Here is a 25,297-nt window from a genome sequence, read left to right on the forward strand (position 1 = left end):
TCCCATCGAGGGTGCCGGCGGTGGGACTCGAACCCACACGCCCTTTCGGACAAAGCATTTTGAGTGCTCCGCGTCTGCCATTCCGCCACGCCGGCTCGTGTGTCGCGTCTACGACTTTAGCGCAGGGGAGGGGGAGTGATCCTCCGCGCAGGGTGGTTACGGCCTGTGGACAGGGGCACTCCACTAGGATGGTTGTGTGACAGAGCAAGAAGAGCAGGCTGAGCAGCCCACGTCATCCGCACCCCGACGCGTCGTCGTCGCCGAAGATGAGTCGCTGATCCGTCTCGACATCGTCGAGATCCTCCGCGACAACGGCTTCGATGTGGTCGGTGAGGCCGGTGACGGAGAGACCGCGGTCGCTCTGGCGACCGAGCTGCGTCCCGACCTGGTCATCATGGACGTCAAGATGCCTCAGCTCGATGGCATCAGTGCCGCCGAGAAGCTGCACAAGGGCAACATCGCCCCCGTCGTCCTCCTCACGGCATTCAGCCAGAAGGAGCTCGTCGAGCGCGCCAGCGAGGCGGGTGCTCTCGCGTACGTCGTGAAGCCGTTCACCCCGAACGACCTCCTGCCCGCGATCGAGATCGCGCTGGCCCGCCACGAGCAGATCATCACGCTCGAGGCCGAGGTCGCCGACATGGTGGAGCGCTTCGAGACTCGCAAGCTCGTCGACCGTGCCAAGGGCCTCCTCAACGAGAAGATGGGCCTGAGCGAGCCCGAGGCGTTCCGATGGATCCAGAAGGCGTCCATGGACCGCCGTCTGACGATGCAGGACGTCGCCAAGGCGATCATCGAACAGCTCGCTCCCAAGAAGTAGCGGTGGACGCCGGGTTCCTCCGGCTCGATACCGAGCACATCCTGCGGCCCGTACGGCGGGGCGATGGCGCTGCGCTCTCACGCGCTTATCTCGCGAACCGCGAGCATCTCGCACCGTGGGAACCCACCCGCAGCGAGGCGTTCTTCTCCGTCGACTCGCAAGAGCAGCATGTGCAGCAATGCGTGGATGATGCGGCCAGTGGCCGCAGCATCCGCTTCGTCATCGAATCCGATGACGGAGAGATCCGCGGACGGATGAACATCAACAACATCGTCCGTGGCGCGTTCTGGAGCGCCGACCTCGGATACTGGGTCGACAGGTCGAGGCTGCACCGTGGGCTCGCGAGCCGCGGGGTCGCGCAGATCATCGAGTACTCGCGCGCGGAACTGCGCCTCCATCGGCTGCAGGCGGCGACGCTGCTGCACAATCTCGGGTCACAACGGGTGCTGCTCGGAAACGGCTTCGAGCGCATCGGTATGGCGCCGAACTACCTCCGCATCGCGGGGGAGTGGCAGGACCACCTGCTGTTCCAGCGACTGCTGGAGGAACCGCTCAGCGCTCGGCGGGAAGGTCCTTGATCATGTTGGTGATGCGGATCGTCGAGCAGCGGCGCCCCTGATCGTCCGTGACCACGATCTCGTGAACGGTGATGCTCCTGCCCAGGTGCACGGGCGTGCACACTCCTGTGACGACACCCGAGGTCGCCGAACGCGTGTGCGTCGCGTTGATGTCGACACCGACGGCGAGTCGGCCGGCACCGGCGTGCAGGTTCGCCGCCATCGATCCGAGGGATTCCCCGAGCACCACGTAGGCGCCGCCGTGCATGAGTCCCACCGGCTGGGTGTTGCCTTCGACGGGCATGGTCGCGACGCAGCGCTCGACGCTGAACTCGACGAACTCCATGCCCATCTTCTCGGCCAGAGCACCCATTCCACGGGCCGTGGCCCAGTCGAGTCCCTCGCTCATCGCGACGTCGCTCATGCATCCTCCTCAGCGGGTGTCTGTCGTCCTCGTTAGGCTGACAGGGTGACGGACTCCGCAAAGCCTACCCTCATGGTCGTCGACGGCCACTCGCTCGCCTATCGTGCCTTCTTCGCCCTCCCGGTCGACAACTTCACGACCAAGGACAATCAGCACACCAACGGCATCTACGGCTTCCTGTCGATGCTGGTGAACCTCATCAAGGCCGAGCAGCCGACGCATCTGGCGATCGCCTTCGACACCTCGCGTCATTCGTTCCGCACGGATGAGTACCCGGAATACAAGGCGACGCGGTCGGAGTCGCCGCAGGAGTTCAAGGGTCAGATCCCTCTCCTTCAGGATTGCCTCGCCGCCATGTCCATCCCGGTCCTGACGAAAGAGGGGATCGAGGCCGATGACATCCTCGCGACCCTCGCGTCGCAGGGCGCGGAGCAGGGCTTCGAAGTGCTCGTCGTCTCCGGCGACCGCGACACGATCCAGCTCGTCAACGACGATGTCACCCTGCTGTACCCGTCGGTGCAGGGTGTCTCCCAGCTCAAGCGCTACGACCCGTCCACCGTTCAGGAGCGCTACGGGGTGCGACCAGAGCAGTACCCCGACATCGCGGCACTCGTCGGGGAGACGAGCGACAACCTCCCCGGCGTGCCGAAGGTCGGCGAGAAGACCGCGGTCAAGTGGCTCACGCAGTTCGGCTCGCTCGATGAGCTGATCGCCCGTGCCGATGAGATCAAGGGTGTGGTCGGCGGCAACCTCCGCGACCACATCGAAGACGTCCGTCGCAACCGCAAGCTCAACCGCCTGCTCACCGACGTCGAGCTTCCGGTCGGCCCCGCCGATCTCGCGGTGGCACCGATCGATCCGCAGGCTGTGCGTGACATCTTCGCGCGCCTCGAGTTCCGCACCCTGTTGCCTCGCGTGTTCGAGGCCGTGGGCGCAGGCGAGGTCGCCGACGACCCCGCATCCGTCGTCGTCCTTCCCGTCCCCGTTGAGGTGACGCCGACCGATCTCGCCACGTGGGCCGCGGCCCAGGAAGGCGACGTCTCTCTGCGCATCACGACCCAAGGCGGGGTCCCCGTGCGCATCGGTGCCGCCACGCTGACCGAGCTCCGCGAGACCGACTGGGCAGACGCCGCCGCCGAAGCGTTGCGCGGATGGATCGAGTCCGACGCGCCGAAGGTGCTCCACGACGCGAAGCCGCAGGTGAAGGCGCTGATCCGCCAGGGCATCCGCCTCGGCGGGCTCGCCTACGACACGAGCCTGGCTGGCTGGCTGCTGCGCCCCAGCTTCCCCGACAAGACGCTCTCCGATCTGGTCGAGCGCTACCTCGGCGAGAAGCTTCCCGAGGCCGATCCGACGCAGCTCGTCCCCGAGACGGAGGGGGCCACCCCGTCGCAGGAGGCATGGTTCGCGCTTCGCGTCGCCGATGCGCTTCGCGAAGACATCCCCGAGCCGGTCGCCGCGGTCCTGGTCGACATCGAGCTCCCGACACTGCTCACCCTCGCCGATATGGAGGTCGCGGGCGTGGCGGTTTCTCACGACGTGCTGTCGACATTCTCCGGTGAGCTCGCCACCCGAGCCGAAGGGCTCGCGCAGGAGGCGTTCTCCGTCGTGGGACGGGAGTTCAACCTCGGCTCGCCCAAGCAGCTCCAAGAGGTCCTGTTCGAAGACCTCCAGCTCCCCAAGACCCGCAAGACCAAGACCGGCTACTCGACGGATGCCGCGGTCCTGGCCGACCTGCAGGAGAGCAATCCCCATCCCTTCCTGAGCCTTCTGCTGCAGCATCGCGAAGCCACAAAGCTGCGCCAGATCATCGAGTCGCTCGACACGGCCATCGGCGACGACCACCGTGTGCACACGACCTATGTGCAGACCGGAAGCCAGACCGGTCGTCTCTCCAGCACCGATCCGAACCTGCAGAACATCCCGGTGCGCACCGAGGAATCTCGCCGCATCCGCAGTGCTTTCGAAGTCGGCGAGGGGTACGAGTCTCTGCTCACGGCTGACTACTCGCAGATCGAGATGCGCATCATGGCGCACCTGTCCGGTGACGAAGGATTGATCGAGGCGTTCAACAGCGGAGAAGACCTTCACCGTTTCGTCGGCGCGCGGGTGTTCGGCGTCGAGCCGAGCGACGTCACTGCGGCCATGCGCACCAAGGTGAAGGCCATGTCGTACGGTCTCGTCTATGGCCTCTCCGCCTTCGGTCTCTCCAAGCAGCTGCGTATCGAGCAGTCCGAGGCCAAGCAGCTCATGGTCGAGTACTTCGCACGTTTCGGCGCCGTGCGCGACTATCTGCGGGCCTCGGTGATGAAGGCGAAGGAGGTCGGTTACACCGAGACGATCTTCGGTCGCCGTCGCCCGTTCCCTGACCTGGCGAGTCCGAACCGGGTGCTGCGCGAGAACGCCGAGCGTGCGGCGCTCAACGCTCCGATCCAGGGCAGTGCGGCCGACATCATGAAGATCGCGCTCCTGCACATCCACGACGATCTCCGGTCCGAGCAGCTCTCCTCTCGCGTGCTGCTGCAGATCCACGACGAACTCGTGGTCGAGGTCGCTCCGGGGGAGTGGGATGCCACGGAGCGGATCGTGCGCGCCCGGATGGGGGATGCGGCCGAGCTCTCGGTGCCGCTCGACGTGCAGGTCGGACGCGGCCGCGACTGGAACGAAGCAGCGCACTGAGACCCGGCGGCGAGAGGGGGTCGGGGATTAGGCTGACAACTATGACTTCAGCTCCCCGCACTCCCTCCGCCATCGACGCCGTCGCCGATGAATGGGTCGACACGATCGCGGTACTGGCGCCCACTCTCGGGACCTACATCGGCCGCGACGAGGTGAACGATCGCTTCGGTGACCTGAGTCCCGCGGGGCAGGAAGAGATCGCCGCTGCGACTCGCGCGACACTCGACAGGCTCTCGGCCCTCGAGCCCGTCGACGCGATCGACGAGGTGACCAAGACCGACCTGGGCGCGGAGCTGCGTCTCGATCTCGAGTTGCACGACGCGAAGTGGCATCTGCGCGATCTCAACGTCATCGCCTCGGCGGCGCAGGATGTGCGCGCGGCCTTCGATCTGATGCCGACCGCGACCGTCGAGAACTGGGACGTGATCGCGACGAGGCTCGCCGCTGTTCCCGACGCCCTCCGTGGCTACGTCGAGACGCTGCGCACCGGTATCGCCGAGGGGGTGACGCCGGCACGTCGTCAAGTGATCGAGGTCGCGACGCAGATCGACCGTTACACCGCGGATGACGGATTCTTCGCCGCGTTCGTCGCGGAGGCCGACCCCGAAGAAGGCCAGCTGCCCGCCTCGCTCGCGCGTACTCTCGCCGACAACTCCGCCGCCGCACGCGTCGCGTACGACGAGCTGCGCCGCTTCCTCGCGGAGGAACTCGCGCCTGCCGCCGGAGAGGTCGACGCCGTCGGACGCGACCTGTACGCGCTCAACTCCCGTCGCTTCCTCGGGGCGACGATCGACCTCGACGAAACTTACGAGTGGGGCCGCGAAGAGCTCGCGCGCATGGTGGCGGAGCAGACCGCGATCGCGAATGAGATCCTGCCGGGGGCCTCCGTCGAAGAGGCCGTGGCCCACCTCGAAGCCGACCCCGCCCGCAAGCTCGTGGGCACCGACGCTCTCCAGAAGTGGATGCAGGAGACGAGCGATCGCGCGGTCGCCGAACTCGGAGCCTCCCACTTCGACATCCCCGAGGCGATCCGCACGCTCGAGTGCATGATCGCGCCCACCCAGGAAGGTGGCATCTACTACACGGGCCCGACCGACGACTTCTCGCGTCCCGGTCGTATGTGGTGGTCCGTTCCCGAGGGCGTCACGGAGTTCGACACCTGGCGAGAGCTCACCACCGTCTTTCATGAGGGCGTGCCGGGCCACCACCTGCAGATCGCCCAGGCCGTGTACAACCGGGCCGAGCTCAACTCCTGGCGCCGGCTGTTGGCCGGCACCTCGGGCCACGCCGAGGGGTGGGCCCTGTACGCCGAGCGTCTGATGGAGCAGCTCGGCTACCTCGACGATCCCGCCGATCGACTCGGCATGCTCGACGGGCAGCGTATGCGGGCGGCCCGTGTGGTGCTCGACATCGGCGTACACCTGGGCAAGCCACGTCTCGATGGCACGGGAGTGTGGGATGCGGAGTATGCGCTCGACTTCATGCGCCAGAACGTGAACATGTCGGATCAGTTCGTGCAGTTCGAGGTGAACCGCTACCTCGGCTGGCCGGGGCAGGCTCCGTCGTACAAGGTCGGTCAGCGCATCTGGGAGCAGGTGCGTGACGGCGTCCGTGCGGCGGAGGGCGACGCCTTCTCCTTCAAGGGCTTCCACAAGCGCGCGCTCGACATGGGTGGGGTCGGCCTCGACACGCTGCGCAGCGCGCTGCTTCCGCGCTGACGGGAATGCGATTCGATCGCCGCGTGTTCATTCACCTGAATAGAGAGGGATGACATGGGCATCGAATTCGGGCTGGACACCTTCGGGGACATCACGAGGGACACAGCCGGAGAGCTCCTCACCGGAGCGCAGACCATCCGCAACGTCGTGGAGCAGGCAGAGCTCGCTGACACTGTGGGCGTGGACTTCTTCGGGGTGGGGGAGCACCACCGCGCCGAGTTCGCGGTGTCCGCGCCGGAGATGGTGCTGGCCGCGATCGCGGCTCGCACGGAACACATCCGACTGGGCACCGCGGTGACCGTGTTGTCCTCCGACGATCCGGTACGCGTGTTCGAACGCTTCTCGACGCTGGACGCGCTTTCGGACGGTCGCGCCGAGGTCGTTCTCGGGCGCGGATCCTTCATCGAGTCCTTCCCCCTGTTCGGCTACGACCTCCGCGACTACGACGCACTGTTCGAGCAGAAGCTGGAGCTGTTCGTCGAGCTGCTCAAGGAAGAGCCCGTGACGTGGTCGGGCACGATGCGGGCGTCGCTCGACAACGCGAACGTGTTCCCCAAGACCGAGAAGGGTCTTCGCACGTGGGTTGGCGTGGGCGGCAGCCCGGAATCCGTCGTGCGGGTCGCTCGTCACGGGCTCGGGCTCATGCTGGCGATCATCGGGGGACCGGCCCATCGGTTCAAGCCGTTCGTCGACCTCTACCACCGCTCGGTGGCGTCGTTCGGCACGACCTCGCACCCCGTTTCCGTTCATTCGCCGGGCCACATCGCCGAAACCGACGCGGAGGCCTGGGACGCGGCGTACTCCGGATTCGAGGCGATGAACAACACCATTGGCCGCGAGCGCGGCTGGCCGGCATACAGCCGCGCGCGTTTCCAGAACGATGTCGGTCCGGAAGGGGCGATCTACGCGGGCTCACCGGATCGAGTCGCCGCGAAGATCGCCGACACGATCACGACCTTGGGTCTCGGCCGCTTCGACCTGAAGTACGCCACAGGCACACTGTCGCACGAGTCGATGATGCGCAGCATCGAGCTGTACGGCACGGAAGTGATCCCTCGGGTGAAGCGGATCCTCAGCGCGCAGGACTGACGATATCGCGTGCGGGGCGTCCGGCGCTCGGCTCTACGATGAGGAGCATGGCCAACACCGCCCTGCCGAGCCGCTCATCGCTGGCCGAGCGCCTGGACGTCCTGCCGTTCACGCGTCGACACCTCCGGCTGCTCACCGGATCCGGGCTCGGATGGGCGCTGGACGCGATGGATGTCGGTCTGATCTCCTTCATCCTCGCGGCCCTCACGCAGCAGTGGGGACTGACCAAGGGCGAGGCGGGGTGGATCGCCTCGGTCGGTTTCATCGGGATGGCCATCGGTGCGACGCTCGGCGGTCTGCTGGCCGATCGCTTCGGTCGCCGCCAGGTGTTCGCCCTCACCCTGCTCGTGTACGGCATCGCGACCGGGGCCAGCGCGCTCGTCGGCGGAATCGCGGCACTCCTCGTGCTGCGATTCCTCGTCGGGCTCGGTCTCGGTGCCGAGCTCCCGGTCGCGTCGACGTACGTGAGCGAGTTCGCACCGGCCCGAATCCGCGGTCGTCTGATCGTCGTGTTGGAGGCCTTCTGGGCGCTCGGATGGACGGCAGCCGCAGTCATCGGGTTCCTGGTCATCCCGGCGTCCGACGACGGTTGGCGCTGGGCCTTCGCGCTCGGCGCGATTCCTGCCGTGTATGCACTGTTCGTGCGGTGGCGGATGCCCGAGTCTCCACGATGGCTCGCCTCGCGTGGACGCATCGCGGAAGCTGATCGCATCGTCTCGGCCTTCGAGGCTGATGCCGGTGTGGGGACGGCCCCGGCCATTCGGAAGGAGCCGGCGTCCCGCGCGATCGCGGTCACGGCTCGGGCCCGCCTCGCCACGCTCTGGAACCCCGAGTTCCGCCTGCGCACCCTCTGCCTCTGGGTGGTGTGGCTGGGCGTGAACTTCGCCTACTACGGCGCGTTCATCTGGATTCCGAGCATCCTCGTGGACGCCGGGTTCGATCTCGTCCGCTCGTTCGGATTCACACTGATCATCACGCTCGCGCAGCTTCCGGGATACGCGGTCGCCGCGTGGCTGATCGAGGCCTGGGGGCGACGGCTGACCCTGTCGGTGTTCCTTCTGGGGTCGGCCGTCTCGGCTGTGATCTTCGGCACGGCCACGACCGAGGGGGCGATCATCGCTGCGGGCATGGCTCTGTCTTTCTTCAACCTCGGTGCCTGGGGCGCGCTGTACGCCGTCACGCCCGAGATCTATCCGACGTCGTTGCGGGGAACGGGCACGGGCTGGGCCGCCGGGGTCGGCCGCATCGCATCGATCGTGGCGCCGCTTTCCGTACCGGTCCTTCTGATCGCCGGTGGGGCTCCGCTGCTGTTCGCCGTGTTCGGCGTGTGCTTCCTCGGTGCGGCCGCCGCGGCATGGGGGCTCGTCGATCGGGGTGGTCAGGCTCTCGACGACCGTTGACGCCGCGCGTCGTGAGCCGCAATAGGCTGGGACGATGGCAGATGTGCGGTTCGTGGCGATCGGCGACTCGTTCACCGAGGGGGTCGGTGACGTTCTTCCGGATGGGCGGGAGCGCGGCTGGGCCGATCTCGCGGCCCAAGGCTGGGCGGACGCGGCGGGCGACTCCATCCAGTACGCGAACCTCGCGATCAGGGGCAAGCTCGCCTGGCCGATCGTCGAGCAGCAGCTCGAACCCGCGCTCGCCCTGCGCCCGACGCATCTCTCCTTCAACGGCGGTGGCAACGACATGCTGCGCCCGCGCACCGATGTCGAGCACATCGCCGATGCCTTCAGCCGAGTGCTGCGTCGGTGCGATGAGGAGGGCGTGACCATGATCCTGCTCTCGGGTGCCAATCCCAGCGGGCAGCTCCCGATGGGCTCCCTCGTCCAGCGGCGCGGCGATCTGCTCTCCGACGCGGTGCTCCGGCGGATCGAAGAGCGCCCCGACGTGGTCCGAGCACTCAATTGGCCGGATCGTGAGCTCTCGCGCGGTGCGTACTGGGCGGATGACCGTCTGCACATGAACGCGGCGGGTCACCACCGTGTCGCTGCCCGCGTGCTGCACGCGCTCGGTTTCGAGCCCCCGGCGACATGGTGGGCCCCGAATGATCGACTGGGTACCGGGCCATCGGGGCTCGCCTACTACCGGGAGTTCGTCGGTCCCTGGGTCCGCCGACGCGTGACGCGCACCTCGTCGGGCGATGGCCGCACGGCGAAGTACCCGTCCTGGGTCGAACGAGTGCCCTCGTGATGCGTAGCGGTTCCTCGGTTGCGGGGGATCGGTGAGCGACTTCGAATTGGCGCGTATACCCGCCGGTGTTCTGACGCTGCACGATGCGCGTCGTGACGAGCGGCGTGATGTGACACTCGAGCCGTTCCGGATCGGTGTGTATCCGGTGACGGAGGAGCAGCTCACCGAGGTGCTGGGCATCCCGGTGCGCCACCCGCGTCGCCCCGCCGCCGACCTCAGTTGGTTGCGCGCGGTCCACTTCTGCAACGCCGCATCCGAATGGGAGGGCCTGGATCGGGTCTATCTGTTCGATGGCGAGGAGGTGACCTGGGACACGACCGCCGACGGGTACCGGCTCCCCACAGAAGCGGAGTGGGAGTTCGCCTGCCGCGCCGGGTCGACAGGTCCGCACTATGCGCCTCTTGCCGATGCGGCATGGACGAGTGCGGACGGGGTGTCCTCTCCGCAGGACATCGGCGGCAAGCTGCCGAACCTCAACGGTCTCTTCGACACGCTCGGCAACGTCTGGGAGTGGTGCTGGGACCTGTTGGATCCCGCCCGTTATGACGACTACCGTGTCTTCCGCGGCGGCGGGTTCGCCGACGACGCGTGGAGCGTGCGGGCATCGGTGCGTCGCGGGGGCGCGCCGCGCATGCATCACGAGGATGTCGGGCTCCGACTGGCGCGGGGTGCGTTCGACACGGTCGACGGTGCACAGGGCTGGTCCGCGCGCGCGGACCGCGAACGTGCTGTCCGGAATGGACCGTTGCCTTCCGGATGGACGCCTCGTCGGAGCTGAGACGCCGGTACCGCGCGGCCTCGGTGTCCGCATCAGTCCACGTTTTGTCCTGACATCCCGCGGATGGAAAGCTGGGGACATGGCACCTTCCTACGCGCTCATCGTCTCCCAAGGCCGAGTGGCCGATCGCACCGACGGAGCGCTCGTGGGGGCACGACGCGTGGGTGACGCGGTCTCGGCATTGCTGGAGATCGAACCGCACGTCGTCGGCACCCCGACACCGGGCCTGGTCGATGACTGGTCCGTCGCTCTTCCCGAAGCGGAGGCGACTCTGAGCGGATTGCGCGCAGCGGTGCACGACGCCATCTCTACGGGCGCGACACCCCTCCTGATCACGAACACCTGCGCGGCGAGCCTCGGCACTCTTCCCACTGCTGCCGAGCATCATCCCGACGCCGTCGTGCTCTGGATCGACGCACACGGCGACTTCAACACTCCGGATACGACGGATTCGGGCTATCTCGGCGGTATGGTCCTGGCCGCGGCGTGCGGACTCTGGGACAGTGGGCACGGCGACGGCATCGATCCGAAGCAGGTGATCGTGGTCGGCGGTCGCGACATCGACGTCGCTGAGGGTGAGTTGCTCGCCGAAGCGGGGGTCACCGTTCTCGCTCCTTCCGAGAGCACGCCGGAGCGCGTCCTCGAACTCGTCGCCGGACGTCCCGTGTGGATCCACGTCGATTGGGACGTGCTCGAACCCGGGTACATCCCCGCCGCCTACCGGGTCGGAGGCGGCTTGCTGCCTCACCACGTGGCGGCGATTTTCGCGGCGCTGCCGTCCGACTCGGTCCGGGGGATCGAACTCGCGGAGTTCGAAGCGGGCGACGATGAGGTGCCGGAGCGCGTCAGCGTCGAGCTCATCGTGGAGACGCTGCAGCACCTGCTCCGATAGGGTGCGCTCAGTGCCGACGTTCCGGATCGAGGCCCATCCGGATGCGCGTCCGCTTGCGTTCGATGAGGATGAACACCGTGCCGATGATCCAAAGGGGGATCGGCATCAGGAACGCGATCCGGAAGGCCCCGAGCGAGTATGTCTCGGGAGTGCCGGCGCCCTGCAGGTCGAGTGCGAGGCCGATGAGGAAGATGGCGATGAGCGCGGCGATGAACCCTCCCGCGTTCGTCACACCGGTGGCGGTGCTCAGACGGTGGGTGGGGTTGTGCGTCCGCGCATGGTCGAACGCGATCATGGAGGCGGGCCCTCCGGTCGCGAGGGCGATCGCCAGCACATAGAGGAGCCAGATGGGCGCGGTGTCGGGCACAGCGATGACAGCGACCCACGCTGCCATCTGCACCCCGACGGCGGGGAGCACCAGCGCGAGCGACCGGTGATTCGGAAGCCGCCGGGAGAGGTCGCCGATGAGGGGTCCCAGAAGCATGCCGGCCACGACATATACGGAGATGATTCCCGCGGCGTGGGCCGTGTCGAGCCCTTCCGCCGCGGTGAGGAAGGGCATTCCCCAGAGCAGCACGAACGCGGTACCCGCGAACGGGGTCGTGAAGTGCGACCAGAAGGCCAGCCGCGTGCCCGGGTGTGCCCAGGCGGCACGTATGCCGACACCGGTATCTATGGCGGAGGTGACGACGCGGACGACACCGGTATCGGTGTTCACCGTGACGTCGGCGCCGCGCTCTGCGGGATGGTTGCGAATCACCAGCGCCACGAGGATGGTGAACAGCACACCGAGGCCCGCGATGCTGCCGAAGGTGATGGTCCAGTTGGTGGCGTGCAGGAGTGCGGCCAGCGGGACCAGGGCGATCAGCTGGCCGGCTTGACCGATGATGCCGGTGAACTGGACCATGAGCGGCCCGCGTTGGGCGGGAAACCAGGTCGCGACGAGTCGTAGCACCGCGGGGAAGATAGCGGCATCACCGGCACCGAGCAGGACACGCGCGAAGATCGCGATGCCGATGCTGGGGGAGAGGGCCATGGTCAGCTGGCCCGCGGCCATCAGCAGCATGCCGACGGTCATGATCGGGCGCGAGCCGAAGCGATCGAGGAGCACTCCGATCGGGATCTGCATTCCGCCGTACACGGCGAGCTGGACCACGGCGAAAAGAGCGAGCGTCGATGCATCCGCCTGGAAGCGGTCGGCCGCTTCGACGCCGACAGCGCCGAGCGATGTGCGGTTCGTGATGGCCAACACGTAAGCGGCGACTCCGACCGACCAGATCACCCAGGCTCTCCACCCCGGTGTCGAGACGGGGGAGGGGGAGACCTGCGGCACGCCTCAACGCTACTCCTCCGACGGCGCGCATTCGGCGACCTCCGCTCGATGTCGGTCGGGGTCGCTACGGTGGCGCCATGACCAGTTCCCCTTTGCACCACTCACTCGACTACGTCGAGCTCGTCGTCACCGATCTGGAGGCGTCGAAGAGCTTTTTCGGTGACGCCTTCGGCTGGAGCTTCAACGACTACGGCCCCGGATACGCCGGGATCGTGTCGCCACGAGTCGACGGCAACGAAGCCGGCGGTCTGATGCTGGCCGACGAGCCGCGTCCCGTCGGAGGTCCGCTCGTACTGCTCTATTCGGAAGACCTCGACGCCACGAAGGCGGCTATCGAGAAGGCGGGCGGAACGATCCTCCAAGAGCCGTACGCGTTCCCCGGCGGGCGACGCCTGCACTTCGCCGACCCGACGGGCACGGAGCTCGGAGTCTGGTCGACGCAGTAGGAGTCAGCCGTGGCTTCGCCGGTGTCGCGCGTGCGACGATTGCCGGTATGACGGACATCGTGGCGGGCGACATCCCCGAGGACATCGAGAGATGCGTGGACGTCTGGATTCACGCGCTCCGGCACCGTGACGGGGATGTCGACTCGCGCTCGATCGCCGATCGCATGCGAAAGCTGTTCGATGGCCATGTCCTCCGATTCGCGCTCACCGGGGAGCCTCTGGTGGGTTTCGCTCTCACCACGCCGAAGACACACGACGAGACGACGGCCGCGTTGGAGCGGATCGCCGTGATGCCGTCATCCGCCGGGCAGGGACGTGGTCGTGCCCTGCTGCGCGATGCGATTCAGTATTCGACGGGTGCCGGCTTCTTCAGCCTCGAACTCGCGGTGCGGCGAGGGAACGCCGCCATCCCGCTCTACGAATCGGAGGGCTTCGCGGCGGTCTCGGAGCCTGTCCCGCACCCGCTCGGCGGCGAGCCCATGATCACCTATCGCCGTGATCTCGTCGATCCGCACAGCGGAGCGATCGCGGGTACCTCAGGACTCAGCGTTCCGCGGGTACAGGGTCCCGAGATCGTTCTCCGACCTTTCGAGGAATCTGACATCGATGCCGTGTTGGAGGCGTCCTTCGATCGTTCGATCACCGACGTCACCACCGTTCCCATCGTCGCTGATCCCGGGCTCGCCGGCGCGTGGCTGGTCCGGCAGCACGAGCGGGCAGCGAAGGGTATCGGCTACTCGTTCGCGATCGAGGCGAACGAAGAATGCGTGGGGCAGATCGGGCTGTGGCTTCGTGACCGGGACCAGGGTCGAGCGACCGTCGGCTACTGGATCCGACCCACGCGACGCGGCGAGGGATACGCCTACAGCGCGCTGCAAACCCTCACGGAATGGGCGTGGCACCTCGCCGATCTGCATCGTCTGCAGCTGCACATCGATCCGACGAACGGGCCCTCACTCCGGACTGCTGAGAAGGCGGGCTATGCGCGCGAAGGGTTGCTTCATTCGTGGCAGAAGATCGGCGATGAGCGCCGGGACATGCTCGTGTACAGCCGACTCCGGTCACCGTGGCCGATTGCTGATCCGGCGGCTGAGGAACCGGCTTAGTCGACGATGCGGTGGCCGAGATCTTCGAGGATCATCGTCACGAGTTGATCGGTGGTCGTCTCCGGGCCGACCCGTCGCTCATCGAACCAGGGGAGTGGTTGCCACCCGTCGTGCCATCGGCGGATCTCGTCCTCCCCGAAAGTGTTCGCGAGAGGCCTTCCGGCATGGCGCCGAATCGTCTCTTCGAGGCCGACGTCGAACTGATAGATTCCTGTCGTTCCGCGATGGTCGAGGTACAAGCTCTCGAAGGCTTCGGCGTAGTCGCGCAGATTGAAGATCCCGTCGAGGATGACGTCGTAACCGAGGTCCAGCGCCTGCCGGGCGGCGCCGACGATCAGGATGCTCGCCGCTCGAGAGCGTCTCAACCGGTTGGGGTCGTGCAGCAGCTCACGGCGGAAGTGGTCTTGAGAAATGATGGCGACCCGTTGACCTAGTGCCGGTCGCAGTGCCCTCGCAGTCGTCGTCTTCCCCGATGCGGCATCGCCGCGCAGGATGACGAGACGCGTGGAGCCACTGCCCGTGAGAGTCATCGAACCATCCTTGCAGCGCCCGCCAGGCGGGTCGAGTCCGGCGATCAATCGAGCGCGAACGGCATTCCCAGCACGGCCCTGAGTCTCGACGCGAATGTCTCGCGACGGCCGGGATCCACCCACTCCGCGTCTCCGTGTCGTTGGTACAGCCGATCGTCCGGAAAGCGGGGGAACACATGCACATGCAGGTGCCAGACGTCCTGGTCTCCTGCGGGCTCATTGTGCTGCCGGATGGAGGTTCCCTCGCATCCGTAGGATGACCGGATGCCGATCGCCACCCTCTGCGTCAGATCCCACACCGCGAAGCCGTCCTCCGGTGACAGGTCGTAGATGTTCTCCACGTGCGTCCGCGGGATGACGAGGACCGCTCCGGAGTTCCCCGGCCACCACTTCGGCGCGATCCGAGCGAATGCACGGTCGGTGACGGCGACCACGTCGGACGGCATGCTGAGTTGGTCGTACAGACCCTGTTGGAATTTGCAGAACGGACACGCATATCCGGGCGGCTCGTGGGTGGCTGGATGCACGCACCGATCATCGCACGGGGGAGTGCTGGTACCGGGAGCTGCATCTGTCACCGGTGGCGCTGACGATCTTCTCAGCTGACATAATGTGCATTATCGGCTATCTTTCACGATCCGAGAGCGGTGATCGATAGGCTCGCCTCGTGAACGGAAGCAACGTCGACATCGACTGGGAATCTGCGCGACGCGCGAATCAGGAGAACTGGGAGGATCGCGTCCCGGTGCACACGGAAGCCTATGGGCTCGCTGCGTTCGACGATCCCGCGCATCTCAGCGACGTCGTTCGCGACGACCTCGCGACGATGACCTCGTTCCTTCCTGCGGACGGTCTGTCCGGCCTCGATCTCTGTCACCTGCAATGCCACATCGGCACCGACACGGTCTCCCTGGCTCGCGCCGGTGCGACGGTGACCGGCGTCGATTTCTCGCCGTCTGCGCTCCGTGCGGCGACCGACCTCGCCGCGCGTCTGGGTATCGATGCGACGTGGGTGCAGACCGATGTGCTCGATGCACGGGCTGCAGTCACCGGTGACTTCGATGTCGTGTACACGAGTATCGGGACGATCAGCTGGCTCGACGACCTGGATCGGTGGGCGGCGCAGATCGTGCAGCTGCTGCGTCCGGGCGGGATGTTCTTCATCCGCGACGGTCATCCCGCCCTGTACGCGCTGGATGAGGACGCGGACACCTTGACCACGCGCTATTCCTACTTCGCGACCGGTCGCGCGCAGCAATGGGACGACGACAGCACATATGCCGGCGACGGTCGTATCGACCACGCCCGCACTTACGAGTGGCCGCACCCGTTGTCCGAGATCCTCGGTGCGCTGCTGCGTGCAGGGCTCAGGCTCGTCCACTTCGATGAAGGTCGTACGCTGCCGTGGCGATTCAGCGATCGCATGGTCGAGGTGTCCGGCGGCTACGCCTGGCCCGAAGCCGAGCGGGATCTGATCCCCTGCACGTACACGATCATCGCGCGCGTCGACGAAGGCGGAGCCGCCGGAGACGCGTGATGGTCGGAGTGCGGGCGCGGGCACGCGCTCCGACCATTCTCACGCTCCGACGTACTGCGCGAGGTGCTCCCCCGTGAGTGTCGATTTTTGGGATACCAAATCCCTCGGCGTCCCCTCGAAGACGATCCTGCCACCGTCGTGTCCGGCTCCCGGCCCGATGTCGATGATCCAGTCCGCGTGCGCCATGACTGCCTGATGGTGCTCGATCACGATCACGGTCTTGCCGGCATCCACGAGTCGATCCAGCAGTCCCAGGATCTTGTCCACATCGGCGAGGTGAAGGCCGGTCGTGGGCTCGTCCAGCACATAGACGTCGCCCTTCTCCCCCATCTGGATCGCGAGCTTGATGCGTTGGCGTTCGCCACCGGACAGCGTCGACAGCGGCTGCCCGAGTGACAGGTAGCCGAGTCCCACGTCTTCCATCCGCCCGAGGATCGCCGTGGCGGCGGGCAGCTTGGCCTCCCCGTCGCTGAAGAACACCCGGGCCTCGGAGACCGGCAGATCGAGCACCTCGGTGATGTCCTTGCCTGCGAGCTTGTACTCCAGTACCCCGGCCTGGAAGCGCTTGCCTCCGCAGTCCTCGCAGGGAGTCTCGATCGTGTCCATGAAGCCGAGCTCCGTGATGATCACACCCGCGCCCTTGCACGAGGGGCAGGCGCCTTCGGAGTTCGCGCTGAACAGAGCCGGCTTCACGCCGTTCGCCTTCGCGAAAGCCTTGCGGATCGGCTCGAGGAGTCCCGTGTACGTCGCCGGGTTGCTTCGCCGGGAGCCCTTGATCGCGGCCTGGTCGATCGCCACGACTCCGTCGCGCTTGGACACCGACCCGTGGATGAGCGAGCTCTTGCCCGAGCCCGCCACGCCCGTCACGACGGTGAGGACCCCCGTCGGGATGTCGACATCGACGTCCTGGAGGTTGTTCGCCGTGGCCCCGCGCACTTCGATCGATCCGGTTCCGGAGCGCACTGCCTCCTTGAGCTGGGCCCGATCCTCGAGGTGGTCACCGGTCTTGGTACCACTGGCCTTCAGCCCCTCGACCGTGCCCTCGAAGCAGATCTCACCACCGGCGCTGCCCGCACCAGGCCCCAGGTCGACGACGTGGTCGCCGATCGCGATGGTCTCGGGTTTGTGCTCGACGACCAGCACGGTGTTGCCTTTGTCCCGCAGCTTCAGCAGCAGGCCGTTCATGCGCTGGATGTCGTGCGGGTGCAGACCGATCGTCGGCTCGTCGAACACGTAGGTGATGTCGGTGAGGGATGAGCCGAGGTGCCGCAGCATCTTGATGCGCTGCGCCTCTCCCCCGGACAACGTGCCCGACGGACGCTCCAGACTGAGGTATCCGAGGCCGAGCGTCACGAAGGCGTCGAGATTGGCGCTGAGCGCCTGCAGCAGCGGACCGGCTCCAGGGAGATCGAGTCCCCGGACCCAATCGGCCAGGTCTGTCACCTGCATGCGGCACGCATCGGCGATGCTCACACCCTCGATCTTCGATGACCGCGCCCCCTCGGTGAGCCGCGTCCCATCGCACTCCGGGCAGACGGCGAACGTGGCCACGCGCTCCACGAAGGCCCGGATGTGCGGCTGCAGCGCGTCGAGGTCCTTCGAGAGCATCGACTTCGTGATCTTCGGGATGAGACCCTCGTACGTCATGTTGATCCCGGAGATCTTCACCTTCGTGACCTCGCCGTAGAGGAAGAGGTGTCGCTGCTTGTCGGTGAACTGGGAGATCGGCTTATCCGCGGGATAGAAGCCCGACTGGGAGAACCCCTTCACCATCCATCCGTCGGCCGTGTAGCCGGGCACCATGATGGCACCGTCGTCGAGAGGCTTCGACTCGTCGACGATCTGGGCGAGATCGAGGTCGGACACCGCTCCCCTGCCCTCGCATCGCGGACACATGCCGCCGAGGTAGATCGCATCCTTCACGATCTTCTTCTCTCCACCCGGGCCTGTCATGACACCGCTGGCCTTCTGCGTCGGGATGTTGAACGAGAAGGCGGTCGGTCCGCCGATATAGGGCTGCCCCAGCTTGCTGAACAGGATGCGGAGCATCGCGTTGGCGTCGGTGACGGTGCCGACGGTCGATCGGGGGTTCGCTCCCAGACGCTCCTGGTCGACGATGATCGCCGTGGTCAGACCCTCGAGGATGTCGACATCTGGACGGGGCACCGACGGCATGAACCCCTGGACGAAGGCGCTGTAGGTCTCGTCGATCATGCGCCGCGACTCCGCCGCGATCGTGTCGAAGACGAGCGAGCTCTTCCCCGAACCAGACACGCCGGTGAACACGGTCAGACGGCGCTTCGGGATATCGACGCTGACGTCCTTGAGATTGTTCTCGCGCGCACCCTGTACGCGGATCAGGTCGTGGGTGTCTGCGGGGTGCTCGTCCGTGGTCATCGGCGTCTTTCGTGGGATCGGTGGAGAAGGTCAGGCGGCCTGGTTGATACGCAGCAGGTTGCCTGCAGGATCGCGGAACGCGCAGTCGCGCACACCGTAGGGCTGATCGATGGGCTCCTGCACGACATCGGCTCCACGTTCGACGAGACGCTCGAAGAGGGCGTCGACGTCGTCGCTGGCCAGCGTGAGGGCCGCGTAGCTGCCCTTGGCGATCAGCTCGAGGATCGTCTGACGCTCGGCGTCCGTGATGCCCGGATCGGTTGCCGGCGGGTGCAGCACGATCGATGTCTGCGGCTGACCCTCGGGCCCGACGGTGAGCCACCGCAGGCCGTCGTACCCGACATCGTTGCGCACCTCGAAGCCGAGGGCGTCGCGATAGAACGCGAGGGCCGCTTCGGCATCGGTGTGCGGGAGGAATGCGTAGTGGATGCTGATGTTCATGGTGTTCACGTTAGGTGCGCATCGGTGCGCGGCGCTTCTCGATTCCTGATCGGTCTGGTCACGTGCTTGGCCTGGAACGAGGGGATTCCCTCGACGCTGGCAGCGCGTTCACGGTACACGCTGGGTGCGACACCGACCAGCTCGGAGAATCTCGTGCTGAATGTGCCGAGCGAGGAGCAGCCCACTTCGAAGCACACCTCCGTCACCGTCAGGTCTCCGCGTCGCAGGAGTGCCATCGCCCGCTCGATACGTCGGGTCATCAGATACGAGTAGGGAGACTCGCCGTAGGCCTCTCTGAACTGCCGGCTCAGGTGCCCCGCCGACATATGCACACCGCGGGCGAGCGCCTCGACATCGAGTGGTCGTGCGTACTCCCGGTCGATGCGGTCTCGGACTCTCCTCATCACGGTGAGTTCGCGGAGGCGAACTTCGTCGACGTCGGTCACGACTTGATCTTGCCATGTCCCCGGAAGTCGCGGCATGACGGAACGAAACGCGGAAGACGGCTTCTCCCCCGCTCCGGCCCGGCGGAGCGCTATCCTGAGGGCGCATCCTCACAGGATCTTCTCAGAAAGGGGTCCCCACCATGTCTGAACCACTCACGGAGGCCAAGTCGTTGTTCAAGTCGATCCGCGTCACGCTGGCCGTCGCCGGTGTGCTGGCGCTGCTCGCCGGAATCGTCCTCCTCGTCTGGCCGGTGAAGTCCGCGGTCATCGTGACGGCGATCTTCGCCACCTACCTCATCATCGCCGGTCTCGTCTACGTCGGACTCGGCATCTTCTCGAGCGCGAAGGGCGGGTGGGCGCGCGTCGGTCACATCGTCCTCGGCCTGCTCTACATCGCTGCCGGTGTCATCGCGTACTTCAACCTGAATGCCGCCGCCGCCACGCTCGCCTTCGTGGTCGTGATCTTCATCGGCGTCAGCTGGATCGTCGATGGGATCGTCGCGCTCACACTGCTGGGCAGCGACGGCTCGCGCGTCTGGACCGTCCTCTACGCGATCCTGAGCATCGTCGCGGGAATCATCGTGTTGTTCTCGCCGCTCATCGCCGGCTTCGCGTTCTGGCTGCTGCTGGGCATCTCGCTGGTCGTGCTCGGAATCATCCAGATCGTGCGCGCCATCACGCTCGGTCGAGACGAGAAGGAATACGTCTCCGCCGTGCAGGGTGGAGCGACGAGCTGATCCTGTCGGTCTGAAAACAGATCGGCCCCGTCCCGCAGCGTGCAGGACGGGGCCGATCTGTGCGCCCTGGCTACTCGGCGGCGAAGGCGCTCACATCACCGACGAGGCGCGTGTTGTCCGCCGGTACCGGGTCGATGACGGCCTTGGCGACCTCGGCTGCGAACTCCGAGACGTTGTAGAGCCTGCCGGCCGATTCCCGGCGCTCGGCGATGGCGCCCGGGTTCGCGCGCTCGAGCAGAGTCGCCGTGATCGTTCCTTCGATCATGTCGCCCGAGACGACGGTGAAGCCGATCCCCTTCTCGGCCAGTCCGGGGATGAGCTCGCGGAGCGCGTCTTCCCCCGCCCGCTTCGAGAGTGCCACCGGTTCGTACTCCGGCATGGTCGGCGTGGTCCGGATGAAGTGCGCCTGGTGGCTGGTGACGAACACGACGCGCGCGCCGTCTCCGAGCAGGGGCGTCGCCGCGTTCAGGACGTTGAGCTGCGCGTCACGGTTCAGCGCGAGGGCGTAGTCCTCGGCCATGCCGGATTCCATGCCGCCGGAGGCGTTGAGCACGAGGACGTCGAGCCGCCCGTATTCGGCGCGGATCGCCTCGAACATCTCGGCGACGGATGCCTGGTCGGTCAGGTCCGCGCCGACGACGAGAGCGCGACGGCCGAGCTCGCGGAGCTGGGCGGCGAGCTTCTCTGCACGGGGTGCCTTGTTGCGGAAGTTGATGACGACGTCGGCGCCTGCCTCGGCGAGGTAGCGCACGGTGTCGGCGCCGATGCCCCGCGATGAACCGGTGACAAGAGCGACCTTGCCGTCAAGGGATCCTGCGGGAAGAACGTCGGTCACGGTGACTCCTCATGATGCGTGAAAAAGCCGTGATCGCACGGCCCTCTCACACTATCAAGCGCGCGCTGTGGCACCCTGATCCGTCGGTGCCCGCGTGATACGTTGACCACAAAGGAGGCCGCATGGACAACTTCACGACATTCGTCACGTTCATCGACCAATGGGCGTGGATCGGCTGGCTGGTCCTGATCGCCGTCTTCCTCGTCATCGAGATGCTGTCGCTGGACTTCACCTTCCTGATGCTGAGCTTCGGCAGCGTCGTGGGGCTGGTCACGGATCTGATTGGTGTTCCGGTCTGGCTGCAGGTCATCATCGCCGCGGCCGCCGCCGCGCTGTTCATCCTCTTCCTGCGTCCCCCGCTCCTCAAGCGACTGCGCCGCGGAGAAGATCCGACCAAGTCGAACGTCGACGCCCTCGTCGACCTGCGCGGTATCGCGCTGCATGACATCACTCAGATCTCCGGCCAGGTCAAGCTCGCCAACGGCGACACCTGGACCGCTCGCACCGCCACGCCCGTGCCGATCCCGCAGGGCGCTCCGATCGCCGTGACCGCGATCAACGGTGCGACCGCCATCGTCCGTCCCGTCAACGACTAGGAGAACCCGTGAACGACGCATCGTTCATCCCCACAGCGATCCTGTGGATCCTCGTGATCGCGGTGATCATCTTCGTGGTGGTCACCGTCGCCCGTGCGATCCGCATCATCCCCCAGGCGACGGCCGGGGTCGTCGAGCGCCTCGGGCGCTATCACAAGACGTTGACCCCCGGTCTGAACGTCCTCGTCCCGTTCATCGATCGCCTGCGCCCCCTGATCGACATGCGCGAGCAGGTCGTCTCCTTCCCGCCGCAGCCGGTCATCACCGAGGACAACCTCGTCGTGTCGATCGACACGGTCGTCTACTTCCAGGTCACCGACGCGCGCGCAGCCACCTACGAGATCGCGAACTACCTCGGTGCGGTCGAACAGCTGACCACCACCACTCTTCGCAACGTCGTCGGTGGCCTCAACCTCGAAGAGGCACTCACGAGCCGCGACAACATCAATGGGCAGCTGCGCGTCGTGCTCGACGAGGCCACCGGCAAATGGGGAATCCGCGTCGGCCGCGTCGAGCTGAAGGCGATCGACCCGCCCATCTCGATCCAGGACTCGATGGAGAAGCAGATGCGCGCCGAGCGTGACCGACGCGCCGCGATCCTCACGGCCGAGGGAACCAAGCAGTCGGCGATCCTCGAGGCCGAGGGTGCCCGTCAGGCCGAGATCCTCCGGGCAGAGGGTGACAAGCAGGCGGCTGTGCTCCGCGCACAGGGTGAGGCCGAGGCGATTCAGAACGTCTTCAGCGCCATCCACCAGGGCGAGCCGGATGACAAGCTGCTCGCCTACCAGTACCTGCAGATGCTGCCGAAGATCAGCGAGGGGCAGTCCAACAAGCTGTGGATCATCCCGAGCGAACTCACCGAGGCGCTCAAGGGCATCGGCAGTGCGTTCACCCCGAAGGCGGGCCAGGGCCCGACGAACACGCTTCCGGGCGCGTGACGCACCCGTACTTCTCGAAGACGCGGCATCCCCGAGTCCTCGCCCACCGCGGTCTGATCACCGCGGCAGGCGAGGACTCCGGCGTCTGGGAGAACTCTGCCGCGGCTTTCGCCGCCGCGCACGCGGCGGGCGTCGACTATATCGAGACCGACTGCCAGGTCACCGCGGACGGCGATGTGGTGCTGTTCCACGACACGACTCTGACCCGCCTGAGCGGCGACAGCCGAAGGGTCCAGGATGTGCGCACACGCGAACTGCGGACGCTCTTCTCCGACCACGGCGGACTCCTGACGGTGTCGGAGGCGCTGGCTTCGTTCCCGGACGTGCGTTTCAACATCGATGTGAAGACGGCCGCAGCCGTCGAGCCCCTCGGCCCGATCCTGGTCGATCACACCCACCGCGTCCTCCTGACCAGCTTCTCCGACGCGAACCGCCGTGCCGCCCTCGCCTCGGTGCTGCGAGCCGGCGCCGCTCTCCGTCCCGCGACGTCGGGAGGGAGCCGGACGATCGCCTCCCTGCGGGGAGCCTCGGCACTCCACCTCTCCCCCGCCCGCCTGCTCCGCGAGATCGACGTGTTGCAGATTCCCGAGCGCTACGGCGCGCTGAAGGTCCTGACCCCCGCGCTCCTGGGTGCGGCGCACCGGCACGGCGTCGAGGTCCATGTGTGGACCGTCAACGACCCCGAGGACATGCGGCGACTCGTCGGCCTCGGGGCTGACGGCATCGTCTCCGATCGCGCGGATCTCGCTCTCAAGACGCTCTCTCCCCGCTGACTCCCGACTCGCCCCATAACCTCCGGCGCTGGGATTAACCTGTGAGTTCCGCCGAGAAGGCGGGCGCGTGGATGAAGCGCACAGGCTGGAGCGTTATACCTGACAGCGACGAGAGGACCACACAATGGCAGATCGCAGCCTGCGCGGCATCCGACTCGGCGCCCAGAGCCTACAGAGCGAAGAGGGCGTCGTTTTCATGGAGCGCCGTGAGACCACCTACACCTGTGACACTTGCGGCCACGTCACGAACCTGATGTTCGCGGCGGATGCAGAGCCGCCCCAGACCTGGGAGTGCCGCGCGTGCGGCGCCGAGGCGCGCTTGAACGTCGACGGTCAGGCCGTCACGCTCGAGGCCAGCGATGAGAAGGCCGCCCGCACCCATTGGGACATGCTCCTGGAGCGCCGTACCCGCGCCGAGCTCGAAGAGCTCCTCGAAGAGCGCCTCGCCTTCATCCGCGCCCGGCGCGGTGCCGGCGAAGACCCGACCCGCGAGAAGATCGGCGCCTAGCGCCTCCTGGCGCGCCACCACCCGACGAGGAGCGCGCCGAGACCGCCCCACAGCAGAATCGCCTGCACCCAGGGGCCCAGTACGACACCCGCCGTGAGGCCGGACCGTAGCTCGACATCTTCGAGCATCGCTCCGGCCTCATCTGCGTCCAGGCTGGTGACCGTCGAGCCGTCCGCGCGGATGACCTGGCTGGTGCCGACCGTGGAGACGTTCACCACGCTGCGGCCCGTCTCGATCGCCCGCATCCGCGCGAAGGCGAGCTGCTGGAGGTTCTCGTCCGTACCGCGGAAGTCGGCGTTGTTGGTCTGGAACACCAGCACCTCGGCACCGGAGTTCAGTCCCTGCCAGATCACGTCGTCGTAGATCACGTCGAAACAGATGGCGAGACCGACGCGCACATCGCCGACATCCATAATCGGGGGGTTCGACCCCGGCGTGTACTCCCTCTGGATGAGCCCGATGAGATCGGGCGCGAGCGCGTTGAAGAAGGCACGGTCGGGCACGTACTCCCCGAAAGGGACAGGGTGACGCTTGTCGTGCAGCTGCGTCGCGGTGCCATCGGCGTTCCAGAGCATGGAGGTGTTGAAGAAGCGGTCGTCGCGCCCGGTGGCCGCATTCGCCAGCAACGGGGCATCGATCCGATTGGCGACGAGCGTCATCCGTCGAGCGAGGGCGTCGATCTGGAAGGGGTCGCCGTCCAGTGAGCCTTCGGGCCAGACGAGGAGATCGACGTCCTCGCCGTAGAGAGGCGCCGTGGCTTCGGTCTGCGCCTGGATGACGGCGAACGCTTCGCGGTCATCGAAGTACCCGGTGGGACCGTTCCCCTGCACCGCCGCGATGCGCAGGGAACCGCTCGGGGACGTCGGGAAGAGCGGGGTGAACAGCAGCACCGCGAGGACGGCGGCGGGCGCGATCAGAAGGAGCGGACCACGCCATGCACGCAGTCGGAAGACTTCGATCAGCATCGCGACGACGAGCACCATCAGGAAACTGAGACCGCTGACGCCGACCCATGATGTGACGGATGCCAGAGGGCTCTCCGCCTGACTCATGCCGATCCGTGCCCAAGGGAAGCCCCCGTAGGGCCAGGAGCCGATGAACAGCTCCCGAGCGACCCAAAGGGCGGCGATGACCGTGGGAAGCCCCAGGAGACGTCCTGCGGTCCCGGGGAAGGCCTTCGGCATCCAACGGTACGCGAGGGCGATCGGAACCAGGGCGACGGCGGTCAGTACGCCTTCCACCACGCTGAGGGCGGCCCAGGGAACAGGTCCCAGGTATCGCGACGTCCAGGAGACGAGAAGCGCGAAGAACAGGATGCCGTAGACGAGACCGACGAGCAGAGCCCCACCGAACCGGCGCCCGATCAGCGCGACGAGCAGAAGCGCGGTCGCGGGGAAGGCGAGAATCCAGATCGCGGCCTCAGGATAGGCCAGGTCCATCACCAGGGCGGCGAGTGCGGCAGCGAGCACAGCGGCCCAAAGTGGCAGGAGGGCGCGCTGCGGCGCTGGTTTCTCGGTCATTCCGTCCATC

Annotated in this window: 26 protein-coding genes and 1 tRNA gene; 17 read left to right on the plus strand and 10 right to left on the minus strand. The window is 66.7% G+C overall.

Going from position 1 to position 25,297, the window contains the following annotated elements; all coding sequences use genetic code 11:
- Positions 1–12 precede the first annotated feature (12 nt).
- A tRNA-Leu gene (locus GLO27_RS06580) sits at positions 13–95 on the minus strand.
- 101 nt (positions 96–196) lie between these two features.
- On the opposite strand from GLO27_RS06580, the gene GLO27_RS06585 reads away from it, so the two are divergent.
- Positions 197–817 carry a response regulator gene (locus GLO27_RS06585; RefSeq protein ID WP_017830602.1) on the plus strand — a complete coding sequence of 207 codons (621 nt, stop codon included), beginning with the start codon at positions 197–199 and terminating at the stop codon, positions 815–817.
- 2 nt (positions 818–819) lie between these two features.
- Positions 820–1,395, plus strand: a complete 576-nt coding sequence (locus GLO27_RS06590) for a GNAT family N-acetyltransferase (RefSeq protein ID WP_021200588.1) — start codon at positions 820–822, stop codon at positions 1,393–1,395.
- Here GLO27_RS06590 and GLO27_RS06595 read toward each other — a convergent pair.
- Positions 1,370–1,798 (minus strand): hotdog fold thioesterase, encoded by a 429-nt coding sequence (locus tag GLO27_RS06595; protein WP_021200587.1) that lies wholly within the window; start codon positions 1,796–1,798, stop codon positions 1,370–1,372. The genes GLO27_RS06590 and GLO27_RS06595 overlap by 26 nt on opposite strands.
- 45 nt (positions 1,799–1,843) lie before the next feature.
- On the opposite strand from GLO27_RS06595, the gene polA reads away from it, so the two are divergent.
- From polA to GLO27_RS06630, 7 genes are all read left to right on the plus strand, one after another.
- Positions 1,844–4,477 (plus strand): DNA polymerase I, encoded by a 2,634-nt coding sequence (gene polA / locus GLO27_RS06600; protein ID WP_292774864.1) that lies wholly within the window; start codon positions 1,844–1,846, stop codon positions 4,475–4,477.
- Between the two features lie 41 nt (positions 4,478–4,518).
- Positions 4,519–6,195: a DUF885 domain-containing protein gene (locus tag GLO27_RS06605; protein WP_021200585.1), complete on the plus strand. Its 1,677-nt coding sequence runs from the start codon at positions 4,519–4,521 to the stop codon at positions 6,193–6,195.
- Between the two features lie 54 nt (positions 6,196–6,249).
- Entirely contained in the window at positions 6,250–7,284 is a 1,035-nt protein-coding gene (locus GLO27_RS06610) for an LLM class flavin-dependent oxidoreductase (RefSeq protein WP_167254103.1), read from the plus strand.
- Between the two features lie 47 nt (positions 7,285–7,331).
- On the plus strand, positions 7,332–8,684 hold the full coding sequence (locus tag GLO27_RS06615; RefSeq protein ID WP_167254105.1) for an MFS transporter: 1,353 nt from the start codon (positions 7,332–7,334) through the stop codon (positions 8,682–8,684).
- 34 nt (positions 8,685–8,718) lie between these two features.
- Complete coding sequence (locus GLO27_RS06620; protein WP_208323564.1) at positions 8,719–9,474, plus strand: SGNH/GDSL hydrolase family protein; 756 nt, start codon at positions 8,719–8,721, stop codon at positions 9,472–9,474.
- A gap of 31 nt (positions 9,475–9,505) precedes the next feature.
- Positions 9,506–10,252, plus strand: a complete 747-nt coding sequence (locus tag GLO27_RS06625; RefSeq protein ID WP_167254108.1) for an SUMF1/EgtB/PvdO family nonheme iron enzyme — start codon at positions 9,506–9,508, stop codon at positions 10,250–10,252.
- A 79-nt stretch (positions 10,253–10,331) separates the two neighbouring features.
- Positions 10,332–11,144, plus strand: a complete 813-nt coding sequence (locus GLO27_RS06630; RefSeq protein ID WP_021200580.1) for an arginase family protein — start codon at positions 10,332–10,334, stop codon at positions 11,142–11,144.
- Positions 11,145–11,151: 7 nt separating this feature from the next.
- On the opposite strand, the gene GLO27_RS06635 is transcribed toward GLO27_RS06630, so the two are convergent.
- Positions 11,152–12,477 (minus strand): MFS transporter, encoded by a 1,326-nt coding sequence (locus GLO27_RS06635; RefSeq protein ID WP_167254110.1) that lies wholly within the window; start codon positions 12,475–12,477, stop codon positions 11,152–11,154.
- Positions 12,478–12,554: 77 nt separating this feature from the next.
- On the opposite strand from GLO27_RS06635, the gene GLO27_RS06640 reads away from it, so the two are divergent.
- Positions 12,555–12,923 carry a VOC family protein gene (locus tag GLO27_RS06640; RefSeq protein WP_167254112.1) on the plus strand — a complete coding sequence of 123 codons (369 nt, stop codon included), beginning with the start codon at positions 12,555–12,557 and terminating at the stop codon, positions 12,921–12,923.
- A gap of 47 nt (positions 12,924–12,970) precedes the next feature.
- Positions 12,971–14,029 (plus strand): GNAT family N-acetyltransferase, encoded by a 1,059-nt coding sequence (locus tag GLO27_RS06645; RefSeq protein WP_167254114.1) that lies wholly within the window; start codon positions 12,971–12,973, stop codon positions 14,027–14,029.
- On the opposite strand, the gene GLO27_RS06650 is transcribed toward GLO27_RS06645, so the two are convergent.
- Both GLO27_RS06650 and GLO27_RS06655 read right to left on the minus strand, forming a co-directional pair.
- Positions 14,026–14,559, minus strand: coding sequence for an AAA family ATPase (locus GLO27_RS06650; protein WP_021200576.1), 534 nt, complete (start codon positions 14,557–14,559; stop codon positions 14,026–14,028). The genes GLO27_RS06645 and GLO27_RS06650 overlap by 4 nt on opposite strands.
- A 44-nt stretch (positions 14,560–14,603) precedes the next feature.
- Positions 14,604–15,005: an HIT domain-containing protein gene (locus GLO27_RS06655; RefSeq protein ID WP_021200575.1), complete on the minus strand. Its 402-nt coding sequence runs from the start codon at positions 15,003–15,005 to the stop codon at positions 14,604–14,606.
- Positions 15,006–15,226: 221 nt separating this feature from the next.
- On the opposite strand from GLO27_RS06655, the gene GLO27_RS06660 reads away from it, so the two are divergent.
- Complete coding sequence (locus GLO27_RS06660; RefSeq protein WP_021200574.1) at positions 15,227–16,096, plus strand: class I SAM-dependent methyltransferase; 870 nt, start codon at positions 15,227–15,229, stop codon at positions 16,094–16,096.
- Between the two features lie 39 nt (positions 16,097–16,135).
- On the opposite strand, the gene GLO27_RS06665 is transcribed toward GLO27_RS06660, so the two are convergent.
- The 3 genes from GLO27_RS06665 to GLO27_RS06675 are packed head-to-tail and all read right to left on the minus strand — an operon-like array spanning position 16,136 to position 19,338.
- On the minus strand, positions 16,136–18,493 hold the full coding sequence (locus GLO27_RS06665) for an excinuclease ABC subunit UvrA (protein ID WP_167254116.1): 2,358 nt from the start codon (positions 18,491–18,493) through the stop codon (positions 16,136–16,138).
- A gap of 30 nt (positions 18,494–18,523) precedes the next feature.
- Positions 18,524–18,934 carry a VOC family protein gene (locus GLO27_RS06670; RefSeq protein ID WP_029259226.1) on the minus strand — a complete coding sequence of 137 codons (411 nt, stop codon included), beginning with the start codon at positions 18,932–18,934 and terminating at the stop codon, positions 18,524–18,526.
- A gap of 5 nt (positions 18,935–18,939) precedes the next feature.
- A complete protein-coding gene (locus GLO27_RS06675; protein WP_231924918.1) occupies positions 18,940–19,338 on the minus strand; it encodes a helix-turn-helix transcriptional regulator in 399 nt (132 codons plus the stop codon).
- Positions 19,339–19,520: 182 nt separating this feature from the next.
- Between GLO27_RS06675 and GLO27_RS06680 the strand changes: the two genes are divergently transcribed.
- Positions 19,521–20,117, plus strand: coding sequence for a DUF308 domain-containing protein (locus GLO27_RS06680; protein ID WP_021200570.1), 597 nt, complete (start codon positions 19,521–19,523; stop codon positions 20,115–20,117).
- 70 nt (positions 20,118–20,187) lie between these two features.
- On the opposite strand, the gene GLO27_RS06685 is transcribed toward GLO27_RS06680, so the two are convergent.
- Positions 20,188–20,952 carry an SDR family oxidoreductase gene (locus GLO27_RS06685; protein ID WP_167254118.1) on the minus strand — a complete coding sequence of 255 codons (765 nt, stop codon included), beginning with the start codon at positions 20,950–20,952 and terminating at the stop codon, positions 20,188–20,190.
- A 122-nt stretch (positions 20,953–21,074) separates the two neighbouring features.
- On the opposite strand from GLO27_RS06685, the gene GLO27_RS06690 reads away from it, so the two are divergent.
- The 4 genes from GLO27_RS06690 to GLO27_RS06705 all read left to right on the plus strand — a co-directional run bounded on the left by GLO27_RS06690 (position 21,075) and on the right by GLO27_RS06705 (position 23,767).
- Positions 21,075–21,548 (plus strand): NfeD family protein, encoded by a 474-nt coding sequence (locus GLO27_RS06690; protein ID WP_021200568.1) that lies wholly within the window; start codon positions 21,075–21,077, stop codon positions 21,546–21,548.
- Positions 21,549–21,556: 8 nt separating this feature from the next.
- On the plus strand, positions 21,557–22,486 hold the full coding sequence (locus GLO27_RS06695; RefSeq protein WP_029265385.1) for an SPFH domain-containing protein: 930 nt from the start codon (positions 21,557–21,559) through the stop codon (positions 22,484–22,486).
- A complete protein-coding gene (locus tag GLO27_RS06700) occupies positions 22,483–23,259 on the plus strand; it encodes a glycerophosphodiester phosphodiesterase family protein (RefSeq protein WP_167254120.1) in 777 nt (258 codons plus the stop codon). Before GLO27_RS06695 ends, GLO27_RS06700 begins: the two co-directional genes overlap by 4 nt.
- A 124-nt stretch (positions 23,260–23,383) precedes the next feature.
- On the plus strand, positions 23,384–23,767 hold the full coding sequence (locus GLO27_RS06705; RefSeq protein WP_021200565.1) for an RNA polymerase-binding protein RbpA: 384 nt from the start codon (positions 23,384–23,386) through the stop codon (positions 23,765–23,767).
- Here GLO27_RS06705 and lnt read toward each other — a convergent pair.
- The gene (lnt, locus tag GLO27_RS06710; protein ID WP_243844750.1) at positions 23,764–25,287 is read right to left on the minus strand and encodes an apolipoprotein N-acyltransferase; all 1,524 of its coding nucleotides are present in this window, start codon (positions 25,285–25,287) and stop codon (positions 23,764–23,766) included. The genes GLO27_RS06705 and lnt overlap by 4 nt on opposite strands.
- Positions 25,288–25,297: the final 10 nt, after the last annotated feature.

It is taken from the genome of Microbacterium sp. Be9 (genome assembly GCF_011754135.1).
Taxonomy (GTDB): domain Bacteria; phylum Actinomycetota; class Actinomycetes; order Actinomycetales; family Microbacteriaceae; genus Microbacterium; species Microbacterium maritypicum_A.

What these genes read in the sequence shown, in the direction of transcription:
- GLO27_RS06655 (WP_021200575.1), bottom strand. Translation starts at nt 15,005, where the DNA reads ATGCCGTCCGACGTGGTCGCCGTCACCGACCGTGCATTCGCTCGGATC.
- GLO27_RS06610 (WP_167254103.1), top strand. Translation starts at nt 6,250, where the DNA reads ATGGGCATCGAATTCGGGCTGGACACCTTCGGGGACATCACGAGGGAC.
- GLO27_RS06650 (WP_021200576.1), bottom strand. Translation starts at nt 14,559, where the DNA reads ATGACTCTCACGGGCAGTGGCTCCACGCGTCTCGTCATCCTGCGCGGC.
- GLO27_RS06670 (WP_029259226.1), bottom strand. Translation starts at nt 18,934, where the DNA reads ATGAACATCAGCATCCACTACGCATTCCTCCCGCACACCGATGCCGAA.
- lnt (WP_243844750.1), bottom strand. Translation starts at nt 25,287, where the DNA reads ATGACCGAGAAACCAGCGCCGCAGCGCGCCCTCCTGCCACTTTGGGCC.
- GLO27_RS06680 (WP_021200570.1), top strand. Translation starts at nt 19,521, where the DNA reads ATGTCTGAACCACTCACGGAGGCCAAGTCGTTGTTCAAGTCGATCCGC.
- GLO27_RS06620 (WP_208323564.1), top strand. Translation starts at nt 8,719, where the DNA reads ATGGCAGATGTGCGGTTCGTGGCGATCGGCGACTCGTTCACCGAGGGG.
- GLO27_RS06630 (WP_021200580.1), top strand. Translation starts at nt 10,332, where the DNA reads ATGGCACCTTCCTACGCGCTCATCGTCTCCCAAGGCCGAGTGGCCGAT.
- GLO27_RS06640 (WP_167254112.1), top strand. Translation starts at nt 12,555, where the DNA reads ATGACCAGTTCCCCTTTGCACCACTCACTCGACTACGTCGAGCTCGTC.
- GLO27_RS06705 (WP_021200565.1), top strand. Translation starts at nt 23,384, where the DNA reads ATGGCAGATCGCAGCCTGCGCGGCATCCGACTCGGCGCCCAGAGCCTA.
- GLO27_RS06615 (WP_167254105.1), top strand. Translation starts at nt 7,332, where the DNA reads ATGGCCAACACCGCCCTGCCGAGCCGCTCATCGCTGGCCGAGCGCCTG.
- GLO27_RS06645 (WP_167254114.1), top strand. Translation starts at nt 12,971, where the DNA reads ATGACGGACATCGTGGCGGGCGACATCCCCGAGGACATCGAGAGATGC.
- GLO27_RS06665 (WP_167254116.1), bottom strand. Translation starts at nt 18,493, where the DNA reads ATGACCACGGACGAGCACCCCGCAGACACCCACGACCTGATCCGCGTA.
- GLO27_RS06690 (WP_021200568.1), top strand. Translation starts at nt 21,075, where the DNA reads ATGGACAACTTCACGACATTCGTCACGTTCATCGACCAATGGGCGTGG.
- GLO27_RS06595 (WP_021200587.1), bottom strand. Translation starts at nt 1,798, where the DNA reads ATGAGCGACGTCGCGATGAGCGAGGGACTCGACTGGGCCACGGCCCGT.
- GLO27_RS06675 (WP_231924918.1), bottom strand. Translation starts at nt 19,338, where the DNA reads ATGAGGAGAGTCCGAGACCGCATCGACCGGGAGTACGCACGACCACTC.
- GLO27_RS06605 (WP_021200585.1), top strand. Translation starts at nt 4,519, where the DNA reads ATGACTTCAGCTCCCCGCACTCCCTCCGCCATCGACGCCGTCGCCGAT.